At 71.0% G+C, this 20,984-nt stretch carries 15 protein-coding genes and 2 pseudogenes; 12 read left to right on the plus strand and 5 right to left on the minus strand.

Annotation, left to right across the window (positions count from 1 at the left end; genetic code table 11):
* The first annotated feature begins 90 nt into the window (after positions 1 to 90).
* Genes IEZ11_RS26815 through IEZ11_RS26825 form a run of 3 tightly spaced genes read left to right on the plus strand, consistent with a single transcriptional unit; the run spans position 91 to position 3,218 of the window.
* Positions 91 to 1,137 carry a glycoside hydrolase family 43 protein gene (locus IEZ11_RS26815; protein ID WP_229713386.1) on the plus strand — a complete coding sequence of 349 codons (1,047 nt, stop codon included), beginning with the start codon at positions 91 to 93 and terminating at the stop codon, positions 1,135 to 1,137.
* Between the two features lie 9 nt (positions 1,138 to 1,146).
* The gene (locus tag IEZ11_RS26820) at positions 1,147 to 2,184 is read left to right on the plus strand and encodes a LacI family DNA-binding transcriptional regulator (RefSeq protein ID WP_189265449.1); all 1,038 of its coding nucleotides are present in this window, start codon (positions 1,147 to 1,149) and stop codon (positions 2,182 to 2,184) included.
* A gap of 2 nt (positions 2,185 to 2,186) precedes the next feature.
* Positions 2,187 to 3,218 (plus strand): LacI family DNA-binding transcriptional regulator, encoded by a 1,032-nt coding sequence (locus tag IEZ11_RS26825; protein ID WP_229713398.1) that lies wholly within the window; start codon positions 2,187 to 2,189, stop codon positions 3,216 to 3,218.
* 105 nt (positions 3,219 to 3,323) lie between these two features.
* Here IEZ11_RS26825 and IEZ11_RS26830 read toward each other — a convergent pair whose 3' ends face one another.
* Positions 3,324 to 4,322, minus strand: a complete 999-nt coding sequence (locus IEZ11_RS26830) for a flavin reductase family protein (protein ID WP_189265451.1) — start codon at positions 4,320 to 4,322, stop codon at positions 3,324 to 3,326.
* Positions 4,319 to 5,440: an aromatic ring-hydroxylating dioxygenase subunit alpha gene (locus IEZ11_RS26835; protein ID WP_189265452.1), complete on the minus strand. Its 1,122-nt coding sequence runs from the start codon at positions 5,438 to 5,440 to the stop codon at positions 4,319 to 4,321. Before IEZ11_RS26835 ends, IEZ11_RS26830 begins: the two co-directional genes overlap by 4 nt.
* A 181-nt stretch (positions 5,441 to 5,621) precedes the next feature.
* On the opposite strand from IEZ11_RS26835, the gene IEZ11_RS26840 reads away from it, so the two are divergent.
* From IEZ11_RS26840 to IEZ11_RS26870, 7 genes are all read left to right on the plus strand, one after another.
* Entirely contained in the window at positions 5,622 to 6,572 is a 951-nt protein-coding gene (locus IEZ11_RS26840; protein WP_189265453.1) for a MarR family winged helix-turn-helix transcriptional regulator, read from the plus strand.
* Between the two features lie 103 nt (positions 6,573 to 6,675).
* Positions 6,676 to 7,725 (plus strand): cupin domain-containing protein, encoded by a 1,050-nt coding sequence (locus IEZ11_RS26845; protein ID WP_189265454.1) that lies wholly within the window; start codon positions 6,676 to 6,678, stop codon positions 7,723 to 7,725.
* Positions 7,722 to 8,897 carry an FAD-dependent monooxygenase gene (locus tag IEZ11_RS26850; RefSeq protein ID WP_189265455.1) on the plus strand — a complete coding sequence of 392 codons (1,176 nt, stop codon included), beginning with the start codon at positions 7,722 to 7,724 and terminating at the stop codon, positions 8,895 to 8,897. Before IEZ11_RS26845 ends, IEZ11_RS26850 begins: the two co-directional genes overlap by 4 nt.
* Complete coding sequence (locus IEZ11_RS26855) at positions 8,894 to 9,781, plus strand: fumarylacetoacetate hydrolase family protein (protein WP_189265456.1); 888 nt, start codon at positions 8,894 to 8,896, stop codon at positions 9,779 to 9,781. The genes IEZ11_RS26850 and IEZ11_RS26855 overlap by 4 nt, the downstream gene beginning before the upstream one ends.
* On the plus strand, positions 9,778 to 11,226 hold the full coding sequence (locus IEZ11_RS26860) for an aldehyde dehydrogenase (protein ID WP_189265457.1): 1,449 nt from the start codon (positions 9,778 to 9,780) through the stop codon (positions 11,224 to 11,226). The genes IEZ11_RS26855 and IEZ11_RS26860 overlap by 4 nt, the downstream gene beginning before the upstream one ends.
* A gap of 58 nt (positions 11,227 to 11,284) precedes the next feature.
* On the plus strand, positions 11,285 to 12,283 hold the full coding sequence (locus tag IEZ11_RS26865; protein WP_189265458.1) for a hypothetical protein: 999 nt from the start codon (positions 11,285 to 11,287) through the stop codon (positions 12,281 to 12,283).
* Positions 12,284 to 12,398: 115 nt separating this feature from the next.
* Positions 12,399 to 13,925 carry a GMC family oxidoreductase gene (locus tag IEZ11_RS26870; RefSeq protein ID WP_189265459.1) on the plus strand — a complete coding sequence of 509 codons (1,527 nt, stop codon included), beginning with the start codon at positions 12,399 to 12,401 and terminating at the stop codon, positions 13,923 to 13,925.
* 360 nt (positions 13,926 to 14,285) lie between these two features.
* On the opposite strand, the pseudogene IEZ11_RS51115 reads toward IEZ11_RS26870, so the two are convergent.
* The 3 genes and pseudogenes from IEZ11_RS51115 to IEZ11_RS26880 all read right to left on the minus strand — a co-directional run bounded on the left by IEZ11_RS51115 (position 14,286) and on the right by IEZ11_RS26880 (position 18,737).
* Positions 14,286 to 14,852 (minus strand): annotated as a pseudogene (locus tag IEZ11_RS51115) (alpha/beta fold hydrolase).
* Positions 14,853 to 14,899: 47 nt separating this feature from the next.
* Positions 14,900 to 16,522: pseudogene (locus tag IEZ11_RS26875) on the minus strand (alpha/beta fold hydrolase).
* Between the two features lie 553 nt (positions 16,523 to 17,075).
* Positions 17,076 to 18,737 (minus strand): gamma-glutamyltransferase, encoded by a 1,662-nt coding sequence (locus IEZ11_RS26880; RefSeq protein WP_229713387.1) that lies wholly within the window; start codon positions 18,735 to 18,737, stop codon positions 17,076 to 17,078.
* Positions 18,738 to 18,883: 146 nt separating this feature from the next.
* On the opposite strand from IEZ11_RS26880, the gene IEZ11_RS26885 reads away from it, so the two are divergent.
* Both IEZ11_RS26885 and IEZ11_RS26890 read left to right on the plus strand, forming a co-directional pair.
* A complete protein-coding gene (locus IEZ11_RS26885) occupies positions 18,884 to 20,338 on the plus strand; it encodes an aldehyde dehydrogenase (RefSeq protein WP_189265460.1) in 1,455 nt (484 codons plus the stop codon).
* Between the two features lie 135 nt (positions 20,339 to 20,473).
* Positions 20,474 to 20,980, plus strand: a complete 507-nt coding sequence (locus IEZ11_RS26890) for a flavin reductase family protein (protein WP_189265461.1) — start codon at positions 20,474 to 20,476, stop codon at positions 20,978 to 20,980.
* The last annotated feature ends 4 nt before the right edge of the window (positions 20,981 to 20,984 follow it).

Genomic DNA, 20,984 nt, shown 5'->3' on the forward strand with positions numbered 1-20,984 from the left:
AACCGGAACGCCTGTCCCATCGATTGACATCGTTGAACTAGCCATGCGACGCTCACGCCGCTCAGCGCTCACCACCACCGAGGAGGCCCCGTGTCCCGACTCATCCCCGGCGGCGCCCCGGCATCAGAGGCCGCCCCACCGCCCCGCGATGCCCCGGCACAGCCACCGGCCGGGTACCTGTTCGCGTACTTCGCCGGAGAGCACCGGCCCGACGGCGAACAGATCCGCTTCGCGCTCTGCGACGGCCCGCGGCTGGACCGGTGGCATGAGTTCACCGGCGTCCGCCCCCTGGCCCCGGCCGGCGGCGGCGCCCGCGACCCGTTCCTGGTGCGCGCGGCCGACGGCAGCGGATTCCACCTGCTCGCCACCGACCTGCGTATCCACGGCGGCGACGGGTGGGAGCAGGCGATCGCACACGGCAGCCGCAGCCTGCTGGTGTGGGACTCCCCCGACCTGCGGCACTGGGAGGGCCCCCGCCGGGTGGAGGTCATGCCGGAGCAGGCGGGCTGCGTCTGGGCGCCCGAGGCCGTCCACGACCCGCGCCGCGGGGAGTACCTGGTGTTCTGGGCGTCCACCGTCTACCCGGACGACGACCCCGGTCACCGCACCCCCTCGTACCAGCGCATGTACTGCGCGACCACGACGGACTTCCGCGTCTTCGGCCCGCCCCGGGTGTGGCTGGACAAGGGGTGGCCCGTCATCGACTCCACCGTCGTGGAGCACGAGGGCTGGTTCTACCGCTTCACCAAGGACGAGCGCCTCCCCGGTACCGCGGAGGCTCCCGGGGCCAAGTTCGTCTTCGTCGAGCGCTCCCGGGATCTGGCCGGCGCGCCCTTCGAGCCGGTGGCGGAGGGCGTCGGACGCGGCGTCGACGGGGCTGCCGGGCTGGCGCACGCCGAGGGTCCCATCGTGCTGCCCGCGCCGGACGGACGCGGCTGGCTGCTTCTGCTGGACGAGTTCGGCGGGCGCGGCTATGTGCCTTTCCGGGCCGAGCGGCTGGACGGTCCGGTCTGGGTCCCCGCCGACGATCCGGACGTGCGGCTGCCTCCCGGGCTGCGCCATGGGTCGGTGCTCCCGCTTACCGGCCGGGAGAGCGCCGCGCTGCGGGATCTGACCCCGGTGGACGTGGAAGCCTAGAGTTCAGCCATGTCGACGATGCACGAGGTGGCCCGCCGGGCCGGGGTCTCCCTCAAGACGGTCTCCCGGGTCGTCAATGGCGAGGCCGCCGTCAGCGAGGCGACCCGGCAGAAGGTCACCGCCGCCATAGCGGAGCTGGACTTCCGTCCCAACTCCGTCGCCAGGAAGCTGCGCACCGGCCGGATCGACCTGATCGGGCTGGCCCTGCCGCAGCTTTCCCAGCCGTACTTCTCCGCGCTCGCCGAAGCGGTCATGCGGGAGGCTGAACGCCATGGGCTGACCGTCCTCATCGAACTCACCGGCGGTGATCCGGAGGCCGAGCTGGCGACGGCGCGTGAGCACGGCCCGCACCTGGGCGGTCTGCTGATGTACCCGGTGGGTCTGTCGGACGAGCAGGCCAGGTCCGTCGCCCGGTTCGTGCCCACGGTCCTCATGTCGGAACGTGCCTACGACGCGCCGGTCGACCGGGTCGCCATGGCCAACCGCGAGGGCGCCCGGGCCCTGGTCGCGCACATGGCCTCCCTGGGGTACACCAGGATCGCGGCCCTCGGCGCCGATCACTCCGGACGGCCCGAGCACACGGCCGCGCACCTGCGTCTGGCGGGCTACCAGGACGGGCTGCGCGAAGCAGGCCTCGACTGCCCGCCCGAACTCGTGCAGGAGGTGAGCACCGCGGACTGGAACCGGCATGCCGGAGCCGCCGGGATGCGACGACTCATCGACACGGGCGCCTCGTTCGACGCCGTGGTGGCCTTCTCGGACGTCCTGGCACTGGGCGCCCTGCGCACCCTGCAGGAGGCGGGGCTGCGGGTTCCCGCCGACGTGGCCGTCGCGGGCTTCGACAACATCGACGACGCCCGCTACTCCTATCCGACGCTCACCTCCGTCGAGCCCGGGATCGCGCAGATCGCCCGCGAGGCGCTGGCTCTGCTGAACAATCGCATGAACGACGCGGCGGCCGCCGAAAACAGGCTGATCGTCGCCGATTTCGAACTGACTGCCCGCGAATCGACCCTGGGAGGGATGGCCGCATGGGGCGGAGCGTGACCATGCGCACCGTGGCCGAGAAGGCCGGGGTGTCGATGAAGACGGTCTCCAACGTCATCAACGGGACGGGCTCCTTCAGCGAGGAGACCGGGCGGCGGGTACGCACGGCCGTCGAGGAACTCGGCTACCGGATCAACCCCTTCGCCCGGGGCCTGCGCTCCCGCCGCACGGGCACGATCGCGCTCCTCATCCCCAACGTCTACCAGCCGTTCAACGCGGAACTGGCCGAGCAGATCATCAGGGCGCCGGAGACCCGGGGGCTGAAGGTGGTGGTCGAGACCACCCGCGGCGACGCGCGGCGGGAACAGGCCCTGCTGACCACGTCGCCCGGTGAACTCGTGGACGGCATCATCTACGTACCGCACGCCCTCTCCGCCGAGCAGTACCTGGCACTGCCCGTCGCCCAGCCCATGGTGGTCGTCAGCGAGCGCCCCGCCGAGGCGGACGGACTGAACCTGGACTACGTCGAGATCGCCGACGAGCAGGGCTCGCACGCCGCCGTCACGCACCTCCTGGCCCAGGGCCGCCGCCGGGTCGCCGCCATCTTCGAACCGGCGGGCCCACGAGCCGGCGGCCGGCGTCTGCACGGCTATCGCAGGGCGCTCGCGGAAGCCGGCGTCGACTACGACGACTCACTGGTCGCCCACGTGGACAACGCCGACCTCTGGTCCTCCGGCGTCGGCGCCGCCACCCGGCTGCTGCGCACCCGTGCCCGCTTCGACGCCCTCTTCTGCTACAACGACGTGGTCGCGATCGGCGCGCTGTCGGTGCTGCAGCGCAGCGGTGTCGCCGTGCCCGACGACGTGGCGCTGGCCGGCTTCGACGACATCGAGGCGGCCCGCTTCACCACCCCGCCGCTGACCACCGTCGACCCCCGGCGCCGCTCGATCGCCCGCACGGCGGTCGAGCTGCTGCGCGCGCGGACGGACGCGGCGGACTCCCGCGCGCTGCCGGGCCGCACCCGGACGGCCGGATTCGAACTGCTGGTGCGCCAGTCGTCGGGTGCGGGGCCGGAGGCCGACGCGGGCGAGTAGGCGCCCGGGGGTCGACCGGCCGCGTCCGACCGGGGCCCGCGGCAGGTACCGCCGGGTGCCGACGGCACTGGGACCGGCGGCGCGGCGGACGTCCGTACCGCCTGCTCAGGGCAGATCGACGTGTACGACACCGGGGCCGCCGGGGTCGGCGTGGACTCTGGACACGCACGGGCAGATCCAGGCGTCGGTCTCCTGCTGCCAGGTGGAGAGGAAGACGTCGCGATGGTCGATGACGCCGTTCTCCACCGCGAGGACGGGGATGCGGCAGATCCCGCACTCGCCCTTGCGGCAGTCCGCGAGCACCTCGGCGCCTGCCCCCTCGAACGCTTCGAGGAGGGAGCGTCCCGCGTCCACCGTCACGGTGAGTCCGAGGGACGGAACATGGGCGATGAACTCGCCGGCGGGGAAGCGTCCGGTGGTGCCGAACGTCTCGAAGCGGCAGTCCTGGGGGTCGCGTCCCCCGGCGGACCACGCCGTGCGGACGGCGTCGATGAGCGAGAGGGGTCCGCACATGTAGAGGACGGTGTCCGGCGGGCACCCGCGCACGTACTCCGGGACGTCGAGTGCGGTGTCCTCGTCGGTGATGTGCACATCGAGGAGGTCGCCATGCCGTGCGGTGAGGTCCGCCAGGAACGCCATGCGGGCGCGGGACCTGGCGAGGTAGGTGACGCGGTAGCCGCCGGCCGGCGGGCGCCTGGCCGCGGTGTCGGCCATCGCGGCGAGGGCGGTGACGCCGATGCCGCCGGCGAGGAGGCGGGTCGGCCGCTCCGAGGGGAGGTAGGGGAACGTCACCAGCGGCTGGGTCGCCCGGATCCGGCTGCCCGGAGCGAGGCGGTGCATGGCGAGCGAGCCGCCGCGGGAGTCGGCCGCCGCCTGGATCCCGAGGACGAGGACGCGGGGGTCGTCCGGGTCGCGGCGCACGACCGAGTAGGACCGGACCTCGGGGCGGTCGTTCACCATGACCTGGACGTCGAGGTGGCCGCCCTCCACCGGATCGGGTGGCGCTTGCGGGAAGCGCACGGACACGGCCCGGACAGCGGTGGCGATCCGCTCGTTGCGGGTCACCGTGCAGACCTGCCAGTCGCGGGTGACGTTGAGGCTCACATCCGCTCCCGCTCGACCATCGCGGTGATCAGCCGACGGGCCCACTGACCGCCCGCGTCGATGTTGAGGTTGTAGAAGTCGTAGCCGGGGGTGGCGTCGATGGCCGCCTGCTGGGCGTTGAGCATCGCCTCGTCCTCGGCGAAGACACCGGCGACGCCCTCCCGCAGTTCGGTGGTGATCCGTTGGCTGTCGGTGGCGAAGTCGCGGGCGATCGCCCACAGGTACCGACAGCTCTTGGGACCGGTGGGGCACATGGTGTTGAGAACGTAGCCGTTGACGCCCTGGCTGCGGTCGCCCTCGGGTGCGCCGGTGCCCGCTTTGGCGACGCCGACGTCGATGCAGATGGTGGCCGGCGCGGTGAACCGGATGATCTGCCAGCGGTCGACCGGGCCCCGGTAGTCGGGGAACTTCACCGAGAGCAGGTACTTCCAGAGCGGCGGCGCCTCGATCCCGAGCATCCACCGGGTGACCGTGACCCGGCCGGAGGCGCTGTCGTGGGTCGTGGTGAAGTCCGACTCGGACAACGCGCCGTTGCCGATGCTGGAGGTGTGGATGAACTCCTCGTGGGTGAGGTCCAGCAGGTTGTCCAGGACGAGTTGGTAGCCGGCCCGGACCTCGATCACCTTGCCGTCGGCGACCCATGCCGCGTCGTCGTTCCAGTGCATGTCGGGGATGGTCGCGGGGTCGGCGAGCGCGGGGTCGCCCGGCCAGACCCAGACGAAGCGGTGGCGTTCGGCGACGGGGTAGGACCGGACCGCGGCGCTCGGGTTGATCGTCTGCTGGGCCGGCATGTGGGTGCACCGGCCCTCCGGGCTGTAGCGGATGCCGTGGTAGCCGCAGCGCACGTCGTCCCCTTCGAGGCTGCCCAGCGCCAGCGGCACGAGCCGGTGCCAGCAGGCGTCGGCAAGTGCGACGGCCCGGCCGTCGACCCGGCGGTACAGCACGATCGGCACGCCCGCGACCCGTACGGGCGTCAGACGCCGGCCGACCTCCACGTCATAGGCGGCGGCGTACCAGGCGTTCATCGGCCAGTGGCTCGCGGCCACGTCGCTCGTCGCGTCGAGGTCCTGCCGCACCGGGTCATAGGTTTGGGTCTCGGTTCCGTCGAGGAGGCTCATCGGTCTCTCCCGTTCCCGTCCGCAGTGGCGCTCGGCGCCTTCCAGCGCCCTCAGCAGCCATTAGTACGTATACGGAGTAATTGCGGGTCAACGTACGCGCCTGTGGCGCACGAGTCAATGATCCGGCAGCCGGAACCGATATACTCCGTACACGCGATTTCTCTGGGACGGGGCTGAGGACGTGGTCGAATCGGTGACGGCGGGGGCGATCGAGGTCCGCGACCGGAGAGGTGACGCCCTGCGGCCGCCCGCACCGGACTCCGTGGTGCCGCCGGCGACCGCCCCGGGACATCTGCTGCGCCGGGCCCAGCAGGTGCACACCGAGCTGTGGGGCGCACGGGTCGACGGCCTCACCGGACCCCAGTACGCGACGCTGGTGGCGATCGCGGGCTGGGACGACGTCGACCAGCGGCGCGCGGGCCAGCTCGCCTCGCTGGACAAGTCGACCGTCGCCGACGTGGTACGCCGCCTCGTCACCAAGGGATGGGTGCGACGCGTCCGCCATCCGGACGACGGCCGCCGCCGCCTGCTGACCCTCACCGGCGGATCACTGGAGCGGCTGGCCGAGGTGACCGAGGCCGCACGCTCGGTCCAGGACGCCATCCTGGCCCCGCTGCGGCCGTCCGACCGCCAGGAGTTCGTCGAGCGGCTGGGCCGGGTCGCCCGCATCGAGGAGGCCGACGTCGCGGAGCAGCAGCACGAGGCCGGCGTACTGCTCATGCGCGCCGCGCCCGGCTATCTGATCCGCCGCGCCCAGCAGGTGCACACCACCTTGTGGACCGCCACCGTGCCGGACGTGACCGGACCGCAGTACGCCGTGCTCGCCGCGGTCGCCCAGCTCGGCACCGCCGACCAGTCCCGCATCGGCGACGCGGCCTCACTGGACTCGTCGAGCACGGCCGACATCGTCACCCGGCTCGGCAACCAGGGGTGGCTCATCAAGGAGACCGCGGCGAACGACCGGCGACGGGCGCTGGTTCGGCTCACCGTTCCGGCGAGGGCGGCGCTCGGCGCGCTCGCCGGGCCCGTGGAAGCCGTGCAGTCCGACCTGCTGGCCCCACTCGGGCCCGAGGTGCGGCCGGAGTTCATCAGCCACCTCCAGCAGGTGGCGTTCGCCGGGCGGCGCCCGTAGCGGTTCACCCCACATCGCAAAAGCTCCGTCCGAAGCCGTTGACACGCTTCGACCGTCGCCAGCATGCTAATGCTACGTGTACGGAACACTTGCGAGGTATGCGATGGCGACTTCCCGGTTCAGGTCAGACGAGGCAGCACTCGACACGTTCTATGAAGACCTGTCCGACAAGCACTTGCAGCCGCTGTGGAAACTGCACGGGCTTCTCACCCCCGCACCCGAGGTACGAGCCATTCCCTATCGTTGGTGTGCGGATGATCTGGCCAAGCTGGGTCGACGGGCCGGTGATCTGGTCCCGATCGACCGCGGCGGAGACCGGCGGGTCCTGGCGATGTCCAACCCGGGCCTGGGCGGCGCGCCGTACATCTCGTCGACTCTGTGGGCGGCGGTGCAGTACCTGCAGCCGCACGAGTCGGCGCCCGCGCACCGGCACACGCCGGCCGCGCTGCGCTTCGTCCTCGACGGGGAGGGCGTGTACACCCTCGTGGACGGTGACCCGATCACGATGGCCCGCGGAGATCTCGTACTGACGCCGTCGTGGACCTTCCACGAGCACCACAACCCCGGCGACGTGCCGATGATGTGGCTGGACGTGCTCGATCTCCCGGTGGTCGCGGCACTCGACGCGGTCTTCTTCGAAGCGGCCGACGGTCCCGCACCGGACCCGGGCCGCCTGCCACGTTCCGTCGCCGAGCGCCGCTGGGGTGGCGGAGCCGGCCTCGCCCCCGCCGGGGTGTCGGATCTGCCCCCGCATTCCCCCCTGCTGGTCTACCGCTGGCAGGACACCGACGCCGCGCTGGACGCGCTGCTGGACGTCGAGAACACGGCGGACGCCACGATCCGGTTCCGGGATCCCGGCCGGGACCGCGACGTGATGCCGACGATGCGCTGCGAGATGCGACGGGTGCTCGCGGGCACGACGACGCACCGCGAACGCCAGACCGGCACCCGCGTCTCGGCGGTGCTCGACGGATCCGGCACGGTCGTGCTCGGCGGTGACGCGTTCGACCTGTCCCCCGGCGACGTGTTCGTCGTGCCGTCGTGGTGCACCCACCAGCTGCACGCCCGGACCCGGCTGGACCTGTTCACCACCAGCGACAGCCCGGTCCTTGAGGCACTGCACCTGCACCGGTCCGAGCAGGTGGACGCATGAGCAGCCATGACGCGCTCGTCGTCGGCGGCGGCATCGGCGGACTCGCGGCGGCGCTGGCGCTGGCCCGCGCCGGCCGCCGGATCCTGGTGGCGGAACAGGCCTCGCGGTTCGCCGAGATCGGTGCCGGACTCCAGCTCGGCCCGAACGCGATGCGGGCCTTCGACCGGCTCGGCGTACTCGGACCGGTTCTCGACTCCGCCGTCCTCCCCGACCGCGCCGTGGTCCGCGACGCCGTCACGGGCGAAGAGCTGACCGTGCTAGACCTGGGGCCCCCGTTCCGCGCCCGGTACGGCTACCCGTATGTCGTCGCGCACCGCCACGACGTGCTCTCCGTCCTGATCGACGCCTGCCGGTCCGAAGCCGGCATCGAGCTGCGGACCGGCCGCACCGCCGTCGACGTGCGGGAGCGGGAGGGGCACGCGGAAGTCACCTTCGCCGACGGCGAGGTGCTGACCGCGCGGCTGCTCGTCGGAGCGGACGGCATCCGGTCCCGGGCGCGCCACCTCATCGACGCCGGTCCACCCCGGTTCAGCGGGCATGTCGCCTACCGGGGCGCGAGCGTCCGTTCTCAGCTCGGCCCGGAGCTGGCGGCCGACGACGTGACGCTGTGGATCGGCCCGGGCATCCACCTCATGCAGTACCCGGTGCGCCGTGGCGAGCTGTACAACCAGGTCGCCGTCTACGAGCGTCCCGCGGGCGCCCGGGAGCCACGGGGCGAGGTGGAGGAGCTGCGCGCCGCCTTCTCCGTCGCCCACCCGCGGGTCCGCGAGTACGTCGCGCTGCTCGATCCCCACCGCGACTGGCCGGTGTACGACCGGGAACCGCTGCCGACCTGGACGACGGCGCACACGGCGCTGCTCGGCGACGCCGCCCACGCCATGCTCCAGTACCTCGGGCAGGGTGCGTGCCAGGCCCTGGAGGACGCGGTCGCGCTGGGCGACGCCGTCTCGGACCATCCGCACGGCCAGGACCGGGCGCTGAAGCAGTACGAGGAACGGCGTATCGCCCGAGCCTCCCGTTGCCAGACCGTGGCCCGGCCGTGGGGCGACCTGTGGCACACCCAGGACCCGACACTGCTCGCCCTGCGCAATCGCGTGTTCCGGCTGCGCAGGCCCGACGACTACTCCGAACTCGACTGGCTCTACGCCACCCCCACCGAGGACGCCGCATGAAACTGCTCAGCTTCGTCAGGCCCGACGGCACGGAGACGGCCGGCCGGCTCGACGGCGATCACGTCGTCGACCTCGGCCGCCCGCTGCAGACCCTGCTCGCCGACGCCGCAGGGGAGGACACACCGCGTGGCGCGGACGTCTTCCACCTCGGGGAGGTCGCCCTCCGGCCGGTCGTCCCCGAGCCGTCGAAGATCATCGCCGCGCCGGTCAACTACCGCGACCACCAGGCCGAGATGAACGAGGCGTACCACATCGACGCCCTCGGCATCTTCCTCAAGGCCCCGTCGTCGGTCCTCGCCCACCAGGGCACGATCCGGCTGCCGTACACCGACCGGCGCTTCGACCAGGAGGGTGAGCTCGCGCTGGTCATCGGCCGCCCCGGACGCGACATCGCCGTCGCCGACGCCCTGGACCACGTCGCCGGATACACCTGCCTGCTCGACATCACCATGCGCGGCGGCGAGGACCGCTCCACCCGCAAGTCCTTCGACACCTTCACCCCGGTCGGCCCCTATCTGGTCACCCCCGACGAGGTCGGCCCCCTGGAGTCACTGACCCTGCGCACCTGGGTCGGCGAGGAGCTGCGCCAGGACGCGGACATCAAGGACCTCATCTGGAGCGTTCCCCGGCTGATCGCCTACGCGTCCTCGGTCATGACCCTGCGCACGGGCGACATCATCACCACCGGTACCCCGGCCGGTGTCGGCACCATCGCCGACGGCGACCGCATCACGGTCGAGATCGACCGCGTCGGCCGCCTCGAAGCCTCGGTCAGCGCGCGAGGAGCCGACCCATGCCCCACCAAGGGCGCGCAGCGCGGCCCCGTACCCCCGCGGACGGTGACGCCCGTCCGTGTCCCACCAGAATCCCGGAGACCCCAATGACCGACGACCGCAGCGAACTGTTCATCGGCGGCGTGTGGACGGCGCCCAGCAGCGACAACCGGATCACCGTACGGTCCGCCAGCACCGAGCAGGTGATCGGATCGGTGCCCGAGGCCGGGGAGGCGGACGTGGACGCCGCCGTCGCCGCGGCCCGGCGCGCCTTCGACGAGCCCGGCGGCTGGGCCACCTGGGAGCCGGAACGCCGGGCCGAGATCCTCGACCGTCTGGCCGTCGAGTACGAGACCCGGGCCGAGGCCATCTTCACCGCGGTCAGCGCGCAGAACGGCATGCCGATCTCGATCGCCCGCCAGCTGGAGACGTTTCCGCCGGTCCTGTTCCGCTACTACGCCGAGCTCATTCGCAAGCAGCCGACACAGGAGGTGCGGGGCGGCGTCTTCGTCCGCACCGCCACCGTGCGCCGCTCCCCCGTCGGCGTCGTCGCCGCCATCGTCCCGTGGAACGTCCCGCAGTCGCTGACGGCCACCAAGCTGGCTCCGGCCCTCGCCGCCGGGTGCTCGATCGTGGTCAAGCCGTCGCCCGAGACCGTGCTCGACGCGTTCCTGCTCGCCGACGCGGCCGAGGCCGCCGGTGTTCCGGAGGGCGTGTTCAGCGTCGTGCCCGGCGGCCGCGGACTCGGCGCCTACCTGGTGGCGCACCCCGGCGTCGACAAGGTCGCCTTCACCGGATCGACCGTCGGCGGCCGTTCGGTGGCCCAGGCCTGCGCCTCGCTGCTGCGGCCGGTCACCCTCGAACTGGGCGGCAAGTCGGCGGCCATCATCCTCGACGACGCCGACCTCGACCTCGCCCACGTGGGTCAGTCCCTGTTCGGCGCCACCCTCGCCAACAACGGCCAGGTGTGCTTCCTCGGCACCCGGGTCCTCGCCCCGAAGCGACGCTACGACGAGGTCGTCGAGACCTTCGCCCACCTCATGTCCGGAGCGGCCGTCGGCGACGCGCTCGACGAGTCCACCCTCATCGGCCCGCTCGCGAGCCGGAACCAGCAGTCGCGCGTGTCCGGCTACATCGACGCCGGCATCAGCGAAGGCGCGACGGTCGTCGTCGGCGGACAGGGCCGGCCCGAAGGCCTCGACCGGGGCTGGTTCGTGCGCCCCACCCTGTTCGCGGGCCTCGGCAACGACGCCACGGTCGCCCGGGAGGAGATCTTCGGGCCCGTCCTGACCGTCATCGGGTACGACGACGACGCCGAGGCGGTCCGTATCGCCAACGACTCCGACTACGGCCTCGGCGGCACCGTCTGGTCCAGCGACCCGGACCGCGCGCTCTCCGTCGCCGCCGCCGTGCAGACCGGGACCGTCGGCATCAACGGATACCTTCCCGACCCGTCCGCACCCTTCGGCGGGGTCAAGTGCAGCGGCATCGGCAAGGAGTTCGGCCCGGAGGGCCTGGCGGGCTACCAGAACGTCAAGTCCATCTACCAGTTCTGACAGCGCCTACGGCTCGGACTGCTCCGACAGCTCCGAGAGTTCTGAGAGGACGGCCGCGATGAAGCGACCACGCCGCTGGATCGCCCAGGAGATCGAACGCCTGGACCCGGAACGGGACTACGAGACGATCTGGCGCCTCACCAGCTCGTACGGGCTCGACGACTTCGCCCTCAACCTGGTGTACGCGCACCTGTTCCCGCACTTCTACCTCCCCTCGCACGGCGCCCGGCCGCTCTGGCACCAGGGCGACGGCAAGGTCGTCGAACGAGCCACCCAGCGGGTCGAGGACACCGTCCGCAACAACCTGGTGTGGTGGTTCTACGGCCCCGGCCACCCGAAGACGCAGCAGTCCGTGGCCAACATCAACAAGCTGCACGCCTTCCACGCCCGCCGGTATCCCGGCACCTTCGCCGCCCAGGAGGACTACGTCTTCACCCTGGCGTTCAGCGCGGCATCACTGCACCGCTTCAACCTCAAGGTCGGCCTGCCCGGCTACACCGAGAAGCAGAAGACCGCCGCGCACCTGTTCTGGAAGCACATGGCCGAGCTGTTCGTCGACGAGCACGGCGGTCCTGTCCTCGGATACCCCGAGGACTGGGACACTCTGGTCGCCTTCGTCGAGGAGTTCGAGAGCCGGCCGTGGCCCGCGAGCCAGGAAGGCGAGATGGTCACCAAGACGATCATGGACCAGTTCGCCTTCCGCTTCTTTCCCCGCCCGCTGCACGCCCTGGGCCGGGCGATCGCGATATCGACCTGGCACCCCAACTGCTGGCGGGCGCACAGCGTCACCCCGCCGCCGCCCTGGGTACGCCGGATTCTGCTCAGGCTGTGCGGTCTCGCCATCAGAACGCAGAAGGCCCTCAAGCCGGACCCCGTGACGGCCTATCAGGAAGTGCTCGAAGCCCAGTCGAAGAACGAGCGCCGCGACCGTTCCCGGCGCATTCGCGAACTCGACAGCGCCTTCTCGGCGTTCTTCCGCCGCCGCCACGGCCTCCCGCCCCGAGCGGCATCACCCGGCCACGAGCACGCGCCGGCATCCGCCTCCTTCGCGGAGTGACGGTCGCCCTCGCCCGCCCTGCCCCGACCGGACGGCGAAGGCCCGGCCGGTCCTGGACATATCCGAGCCGCAACCCTGAACAACTCGCTGCCGGCGCCCCGGAAAGGAAAAGCGCATGCCGCTGAAGACGGACAGTTACGACTACATCGTGGTGGGAGGCGGAAGCGCGGGCTGCGTCGTCGCCGCCCGGCTGTCGGAGGACCCCGGGGTACGGGTGCTTCTGCTGGAGGCCGGCAGCGCACACCCCCTCGACGCCGTGGCGGTCCCGCCCGCCTGGCCGGGGCTCCTCGGCACCACGGCGGACTGGGCCGACGCCACGGTCGACCAGGCGTGCGTCGGCGGACCGGTGAGCTGGAGCCACGGGCGCGGCCTGGGGGGATCGTCCAACATCAACGCCATGGGCTTCCTCCGCGGGCACCGGTCGGGTTATGACGCGTGGCCCGCGGCCGGAGCGAAAGGGTGGGGTTTCGACGATCTCCTGCCGTTCTTCAAACGCAGTGAGACCGTTCAGGGCCGGGACTCCGCGAACCGCGGGACGAGCGGCCCCATGGTCGTGGCCCCGGTGGCCGACCCGAACCCGCTCGCCGCCGCGATCCTGGAAGCCGCGGTCCAGACGGGACACCGGCGCGCGACGGACATCGGCGGCGGGCTGGAGGAGGGGTTCGGCTGGCTCGACCTGAACATCGTCGACGGACGACGGTTCGGCGCGGCCGAAGCATATCTGCGCCCCGCACTGGACCGGCCGAATCTGCACGTGCTCACCGACACCCTGGTGCACCGCGTTCTCCTGAGCGGGGAGAGGTGCACGGGGGTGGAGTACTCGGCGGCCGACGGAAGCGGTGGGGCCACCGTGGCCCACGGCACCCGTGAAGTGATCATCACCGCGGGAACCATCGGTACCGCCCAGACCCTGCTGCTGTCGGGGATCGGCCCCGCTCAGCACCTTCGCGACGTGGGCGTGAACGTCCTCGTCGACCTCCCGGGCGTCGGCGCCAACCTGCACGACCACCCCATGACGGGCGTCACCTACACCTCCACCAGGCCGGTGCCGATGAGCACCGCCAACCACAGCGAGATAGGCGGCCTGGTGCGCAGCGGGCTCGGCGGCGAGGTGCCCGACCTCCAGATGATCTCGGTGTCCGTGCCGTTCTTCAGCCCGGCGTTCCAGGGCCCCACCAGCGGATACACGATCATCACCGCGCTCATGGCACCGCACAGCCGCGGCACCCTGCGCCTGGCCGACGCGCTCCCCGGCACCCGGCCGCTCCTCGACCCGCGGTACCTCTCCGACCCGCGGGACGTCGACACATGGGTCGCGGGCATGGAGATGGTCCGGGACATCGGCCGGGCCGCGGCCCTGGATCCCTGGCGCGACGAGGAGATACTCCCGGCCCCGCGCGTTCAGGGAGCCGCACTGCGCGCCTGGGTCGGCAAGAGCCTCATGACCTACTTCCACTACACGGGCACCTGCCGCATCGGCACCGACGACATGGCCGTCGTCGACCCGGAACTGCGGGTGCGCGGAATCGAGGGGCTCCGTGTCGCCGACGCGTCGGTGATGCCCTCCATCCCGTCGGCGAACACCCACGCCACCGTGATCGCCATCGCGGAACGGGCCGCCGACCTCCTCCGGCGGACCTGAAGGGTGTTGCGGAAAGGGTGTTGCGGAAGGCGGGTGATCGGGGCATATCCGTTTCCGACCCCCTTCATCGGCGGATGCCTCTCCGCACCAGGTCAAGCCAGACGAACAAGGTCGATCGAAGGCAGCATCGACCACCGTCCCGGCTGTGGGACGGTGGTCCCGGAGCCACGGTGCGGTTTCGTGCCCGGGCGGCCCCTGCGACGCCGCGTCCAAGCCGCTGCTGTTCGGGCATGCCTTCGATGATCCGGGCATGGTCAGGATTGCCTTGCGGACGAGTGGCCTGCCGTGCGCGACAGGCCGCTCACCAGGATCGCTGCCAAGGCCACCGCCTGATCACGCGGCTGCCTGTTGCCTGCGGCATCAACGAGCGGTTGTGCTCCCCGCATCGGGCCCGGGCCGGCGCAGGCTGTCGGCGGCGAGCAGTTCCCGCAGAAGCTCCGCGACGAGGCCGGGCTGTCCCGCGAACGGGGAGTGGCCGGTCTGCCACTCGCGGACGCCGGTGCAGCGCAGACGACGTAGGTGAAGGGAGCGTGCTTCCAGCTGTGGTGCTCTGGGATGCCTCGTCCGCAGCCGGGGGCTTGGGCACGCAGGAGGCCGACCGCCCAGGCGGCGAGAGGTTCGGGACAGCCGCCGTAGAGGGTGTCGGCAGCCCGGTCGCGGCGCAGGCTGGTCGAGCCGTCGGGCTCAGGGATGATCGCGTCCTGGAGCTGCTGGGACCACTGATCCGCCGTAGGAGTGACCGAGCACAATCGGTGGCTCCGGAAGCGAGTCGACGACCGCCTGGACCGCGGCTGTGTCGGCGGGCAATGAACCCCGGTGGAGCTCGGGAACGACGACCTCGGTTCCTGTGCTCCGCAAGCGTTCTGCCACCAGGGCGAAGTGTGCGGGACGGTGATACAGGCCAGGAACGAGCACCACGGCGGCCAATGCGCGCGTCTCCTCGGGTCGGTGTCGGACGAGTGATCCAGGGCCGGTCAGCCGTACCGCTGCAGCAATCCGTCCACGTACGCCTCCAGTCGTACCGCCAGCACATCGGACGTCAGATCGTCTCGCCCCAGGTCGCGCCACGGTCCGGCCAGCTTCGCCGCGTCGGGGCAGTAGTGCAGGGCATCGAGCAGCCGCCAGTACAGGTGGTCGGGGCCGTCGGCGAGGTCCCGGCCGCCGTGTGCCTCGTACCGCTCGCGGAACTCCAGCCCGTAGGCCGGCCCGTGCAGCAGCGCGAGCGCGGTCGAGCAGTGCGCCACGTCCAGGTCGGCAGGTCCCCACGAGGTCTCGACCCAGTCCACGACGCCGGTGATCCGCAGCTCCTGCCCGGCTCCGGTGAAGAGCACGTTCCCGGGGTGGAAGTCGCGGTGCAGGAAGCAGCCTTCGTACGGCGGCGGGTCGCGGCGAATCACGTCCACGGCCCGCTTCCACAGAGAACCGTCCGGGGTCCGGACGCGCTCCGGGGACGTCCACGCCTGGTACGTGCGCGGTCTTTCGTCCGGCACGACGCCGTGGACACGGACGAGTTGGGCCGCGAGCAGGTCCACGCGCCGGTCGAGGTCGTCCTCGTCCACGCGGACGCGGCCCGGCAGCGCGGACATCAACAGGGTCGGGTGGTCACAGTGCCGGGCCGTGGCGTCGACAGCGACGAACCCGGGAGCCGGGATGCCCTCCTACCCGGCGAGCAGCGCCAGGACGGAGGCCTCACGGGCGAGGAGTCCGGGCCCGTGGTGGCGGAAGAACGGCTTCACGAAGGTCCGTTGCACCAGGGCGGTGCCGTCGTCGAGCGTGAGCCGGCGCATCTGGGAGCTCCAACCACCGGACAGCAGGCGCACGGAGGTGACCGACCGGGCGGTGCCGAGCTGCTTGGCCACCCACGCACGCGTGGCCGTCCAGCCGCGGTCGTCAAGGCCGGTCAGCACCGCCTCCACGAACTCCCGCCGGTCGTCGCCGTGATCGCGGAACCACATTCCCAGCTGGTGCCGCGCGTCCGGAAGATCGAACCGTGTGTACTGGGCACGCGCGGTCAGCGCGTCCTGTACGGCCTCGGTCACCGTGGGCGGGATCACCGCGTCCGTGCCCGGCACGGCGAGCACCGCCCGGCCCTCGTAGGCCCGCAGCACCTCAAGCGCGGGCGCCTGCCGCCAGCCGTCCGGCTGCCGGATGATCCCGCTGAACCGGCCGTTCCCGTCCCCGAAGGGCACGTCCCACGCCTCGGCGTTGTACACGGCGGGCGCGCACAGCCCGAGGGCCGCCACTCGATCCCCGTAATGCCGGACGAGATCGGCCACCGTTTGCCCGCTCATGCTGAACCCCACCAGGACCAGCGGCCCGTCCGCCCCCGCGTACGCATCGATCACCGCGACGGCCTGCTCCAGCCGTCGCCGCAGGCTTAACTCGCTCAGCTTGCCGGTGCTTTCGCCATGCCCGGAGAAGTCGAAGGCGACCCCTCGACAGCCGTGGGCCACGAACTCCCGCACCAGAGGGAGCAGTCGCTCCGTGCTGCTGGTGCCTGCGCCATGCAGCACCACGGCGGTGACCCCGGACGGATCACCGCCGTACACACCGCTGAGCCGTTCACCGTCGTGGTCGTGCGTGAAGTCGAAGAGCACGCCCCCTATTCACTCACGCCGTAGCCTCCGTCTTTCGGGATGTCACTGCCGCATCCGCCCCTGGTCGTCATCTGTTCGGGGACCGGACAGGTTGGGGTGCCGAGGGCAAGGATCAGGTGCTTCCCGATCTCCACGAGCCTGGGGAGCATCTTCGGGTTGCCCTGGGGCTCGGCGGTCGTTCAAGAACTCCTGGTGGTGCTGGACGACATCCTCGGCGAAGACCGCGGCGTAGCCCTGGACAACGCACTCGTGCGATCCCGGATCGGCCTGTGCGAGAAGGGGGTTCGACAGCCTGCGCCTCCGCCCAGCGGGCGAAGGGTCGACGCACAGAGCCGCCACCGGTCCCGAAGCTGTTCGGGAAAGCCTCCTCAACGCGCTCCGGTTCGCCTTGGAAGGCCGCCCGGCCACGACCGGCAACCGACCGTCGGCAACCAGGATCAGCCGCTTGAGGCGGCTGCCGACCGCCCATTCACGACGGCCGATGAGCCGCGGAAGCGTCCGCAGGGCCCGAGATGCCGGGTGCGACGAAGGTCGTCGCACCCGGCCGGCCCGGTCAGAACCCGCCGGCGGCTCCCTCGTCCCGCGGAGTGGTGACGGCGTGCAGCCTTCCGTCGTCGCCGCGCCAAGCCATCTGTGTGCTGCCCACGTTCACCGTGTACGGCTTCAGCGGGTCGAGGAGCATGCCCTTCTTGACGAGACCGGCGACGACCGAGCCCGGGAAGCGCGCCTCCGCCAGCACGCGGTAGTCGTCCGTCACGCCCTGGTAGAGGCGCGGCGTGTCCTCGGCCGTGTAGTGGTCCATGCCCCAGATGAGGCGGTTGGCGAGGATCTGCGGCATGAACATCTGCGGGCGGGAAGGCATCCCCAACTGCCAGATCGGCTCGCCGTCGCGCATCACGAAGGTGTTGCCGACGATCGCACGGCCGCGCGCACCGCCGGTGAACCAGGTCTCCAGCATCGAGTTGATCCGCTGCGTCGTGTTGTAACCGCGCATCGAGACCCCGTTGACCACCTCGCCGGGGATGCCGCCGCCCTGTGAGGTGTGCGTGATCTGCGCCCAGTTGCCCTGTCCGTCGACGATGCTGATCGCCGCGGTGCCGAGCGACACCTCCCGCCAGGAGGAGGCGCCGGCCGCGGCGACGGCCGCGCGCCCGTGGCTGATGAGCATGTGCTCGGTGAGGTCGATCTTGGGCCGGCTACGACGGATCAGATCGGCGCCGTGCTGATGGAAGTCCGCCGACATGAGGGTCTCGGCGGCGTCTTCGAAGATCAGGGGATCTTTCAGGAAGCTCATCTGCTGTTCCACCCAGCGAAGGGTGAGCGCGAGGTAGGCGAGCGCCTCCGGCGACTCGGTGAAGTGTCCCAGCGGCTCGACATCGAGCTTGTCGAGAATGCCGAGGGTCATCGCCGAGAAGACGCCCGCGACCTCCGGGGAGGAGAGCTGGACGATCTCGTTGTCGCGGAACGTGTAGCGCAGCCCCTTGCCCCAGCGGGGGGCGATCTGCTTCATGTGCTCCAGCTTCACGTTCCAGCCGAGGTCGTTGCCGCGCTTCACGAAGTCCTCGGCCCAGCCTCCCGTCGTGAAGTGTTCGGGTCCCTCTTCGGCGAGACGGCGCATGGTCGTCGCCAGCGCGGGCTTCCGGAACCGCTCGCCGAGCGCGGGGGTCAGACCGCCGGGCGCGAAGTGCTCACGGCCGGACTCCGTGTACAGGTACATGTCCACGTAGTCGGACTGCAGCCAGAACGACTCGAAGGGCGTCACGTAGTGCCCCTCCTCGGCCCAGTGGATCGCGGGCTGACAGAGTTCGGACCACGCCATCGTTCCGAAACGCTCGTGCATCGCCCCCAGACCGGGGATGTACCCGGGAATCGCCGCGACCGGCGAGGCGATGGGCTCGGCGACTCGACCGGGCAGGCGACGGAACGGGGCGAGTCCCTGGACGACGGTGCCCCATGAGTTCAGCTCGTGCGTCTCACCGGTCGCCGCCTCGTAGTACAGCAGGGTGACCGTGCCGGCGTGGTTGGTGAGGTGCTGCTGCGTCCCGGCCTGGACCAGGCAGCCGGCGATCCCTGCGTCGATCGCGTTGCCGCCCTTGCGCATGGTCTCCAGGACGACGTCGGTGACGAGGGGGCTCTGGCTGGAGGCGACGGCGCTCTCACCGGTGACGGGCTCCTTCGGCCCGATCATCCATGCCTGACGGCGATCCGTGTTCATGTGGGCACTCCCTTCCAGGAATGACGATCGACGCTCGCGAGCCTCGACGACTTGGGATAGCGAGATTACCGTAACATCGCTACAATGGCGCCGGTATCGGAACGGTCCTACTTGTCGGACGGGCGAGCTGGGTGGGGAGAGAACGCGTGGGCGCTGCGGAAACACCGGTTCTGTATCCGGACCTGCTCTACATCGATGGGCGCTGGCAGAGCCCGCGAGGCGACGAGACCTTCGTGGTCGACGACGCGAACACCGGGGAGCCCTTCTTCGCCGTGGCGCTGGCAGACCGGCCGGACCTCGACCACGCGATCACGACCGCCCGCGCGGCCTTCGACAGTGGCCCGTGGCCCCGCCTCACCGCCGGGGCCCGGGCCGAGTGGGTGGAACGTCTCGCGTCGGCGCTCGGGCGGCGGGGACCCGAGCTGGCGAGTCTCTGGGCGCGGGAGGTGGGAGCGACGCGGAACCTGGCGGCCGGTCTCGCTCAGGCCGGTGCCGAGATGCTCCGTGCGCATGCGCGGCTGGCCGAGACCTTCGCGTGGGAAGAGGAGCGCCCCCAGAGCGGCGGTGAAGGCCGCGCCTGGGTGCTGCGCGAACCGGTCGGCGTGGTCGGCGCCATCGTCCCGTGGAACTCTCCGCTCAAACTCGCGCTGCTCAAGATCGCACCCGCGCTGATCGCCGGCTGCACCGTCGTACTGAAGGCCTCGCCCGAGGCGCCGGGTGCGGCGTACGTCCTTGCCGAGTGTGCGCACGAGGTCGGTCTGCCGGCGGGGGTCCTCAATGTCATCACGGCCGATCGGCAGGTCTCCGAACTGCTCGTGACCGATCCCCGGGTGGACAAGATCTCGTTCACGGGGTCGACCGCCGCGGGGCGAAGGATCGCGGAGCTGCTCGGCGGGCGGATCGGCCGCTTCACCCTCGAACTCGGCGGGAAGTCCGCGGCCATCGTGCTCGACGACGCGGACCTCGACCGGACCGTACGCGAGTTGGTCCCGGCCGGCTGTGACCTGACCGGCCAGGTGTGTGCCGCGCTCACCCGCATCATCGTGCCCGCTCACCGGCAGACCGAACTGGTCGAGGCCCTTTCGGCCGAGCTGGGCCGGGTCACGGTGGGAAGCGCCCTGGATCCGAGCACCGACATGGGGCCGCTCGTCACCGCGGCGCACCGCGACCGCGTCGAGGGCCACGTGCACCGCGCGATCACGGACGGAGCGTCACCGGCGTTCGGGGGCGGGCGGCCCGCGGATCCGGGCAGGGGGCATTTCGTGAACCCGGTCCTGTTCCGCGATGTCGACAACTCCTCCCGCATCGCCCAGGAGGAGATCTTCGGCCCGGTGCTCTGCGTCATCCCTGTGGCGAGCGCGGAGGAAGCCGTCCGAGTGGCCAACGATTCGATTTACGGTCTCAACTCCTCGGTTTTCTCCTCGGATCCCGATCGGGCCCGCCAGATCGCTCGCGGAATCCGCGCCGGAACGGTCGGCATCAACGGGTACAGGGCCGACTTCGGTATCGCCTTCGGCGGCTACAAGCAGTCAGGGATCGGCCGAGAGGGCGGCGAAGAAGGACTTCGGGCCTACGTCGAGACCAAAGTTGTCCTGGACTGAAACAGCACGTCAAGGAATCTGATACAGGATCAGAAATACCTGGACCCAGTAAAGCAATGAGTAGGACAGGGAGGGACAGTTATGACCGATGCATCACTGCTGGAATCCGAGATTTCCTCGGAGCCCGAGGTGGAGTTGGCGACGACCGCCCGAGCCATCCTCGGGAACCTGCCCACCGGCGTGATGGTCCTCACCTCGCGAGGAGCCTCCGGAAAGGCCTACGGGGCGACGGTGAACTCCTTTGCCTCGGTCACGCTCGACCCGCCCACGCTGCTGATCTCCCTGGTTTCGACCTCGCGCACACGGCAGGCCGTCTCCGAGTCCGGGGCGTTCGTACTCAATATCCTCTCCGCGGATCAGATCGAAATCGCCAAGGCGTTCGCCGGATCCGAATCGGATCACACCAGGCGCTTCGAGACCGCGACATGGCAGGACGTCGAGGAGGGCGCCGTGCTGTCGAGCGCGGTGGCTTCCTTCCGCTGCAGGACCCTGCACTCCATCCGCGTCGCGACACACCGCCTGTACGTCGGCGAGGTGGTCGACGCCGCCTGGGGAGACGCGGCACCGGGCGAACCGCTGGTGTCCTACCGGCGTTCGCTCTTCGTGCCATCCGAGCGGGCCGACTGGTCCATCGGGCAGTGACGAG

It is taken from the genome of Streptomyces fuscichromogenes (assembly GCF_014645815.1).
Lineage (GTDB): Bacteria > Actinomycetota > Actinomycetes > Streptomycetales > Streptomycetaceae > Streptomyces > Streptomyces fuscichromogenes.

Excerpts from the sequence above, each read along its gene's own strand:
- IEZ11_RS26820 (WP_189265449.1), top strand. The coding sequence starts at position 1,147 with ATGTCGACGATGCACGAGGTGGCCCGCCGGGCCGGGGTCTCCCTCAAG.
- IEZ11_RS26825 (WP_229713398.1), top strand. The coding sequence starts at position 2,187 with ATGCGCACCGTGGCCGAGAAGGCCGGGGTGTCGATGAAGACGGTCTCC.
- IEZ11_RS26835 (WP_189265452.1), bottom strand. The coding sequence starts at position 5,440 with ATGAGCCTCCTCGACGGAACCGAGACCCAAACCTATGACCCGGTGCGG.
- IEZ11_RS26845 (WP_189265454.1), top strand. The coding sequence starts at position 6,676 with ATGGCGACTTCCCGGTTCAGGTCAGACGAGGCAGCACTCGACACGTTC.
- IEZ11_RS26850 (WP_189265455.1), top strand. The coding sequence starts at position 7,722 with ATGAGCAGCCATGACGCGCTCGTCGTCGGCGGCGGCATCGGCGGACTC.
- IEZ11_RS26855 (WP_189265456.1), top strand. The coding sequence starts at position 8,894 with ATGAAACTGCTCAGCTTCGTCAGGCCCGACGGCACGGAGACGGCCGGC.
- IEZ11_RS26860 (WP_189265457.1), top strand. The coding sequence starts at position 9,778 with ATGACCGACGACCGCAGCGAACTGTTCATCGGCGGCGTGTGGACGGCG.
- IEZ11_RS26865 (WP_189265458.1), top strand. The coding sequence starts at position 11,285 with ATGAAGCGACCACGCCGCTGGATCGCCCAGGAGATCGAACGCCTGGAC.
- IEZ11_RS26870 (WP_189265459.1), top strand. The coding sequence starts at position 12,399 with ATGCCGCTGAAGACGGACAGTTACGACTACATCGTGGTGGGAGGCGGA.
- IEZ11_RS26880 (WP_229713387.1), bottom strand. The coding sequence starts at position 18,737 with ATGAACACGGATCGCCGTCAGGCATGGATGATCGGGCCGAAGGAGCCC.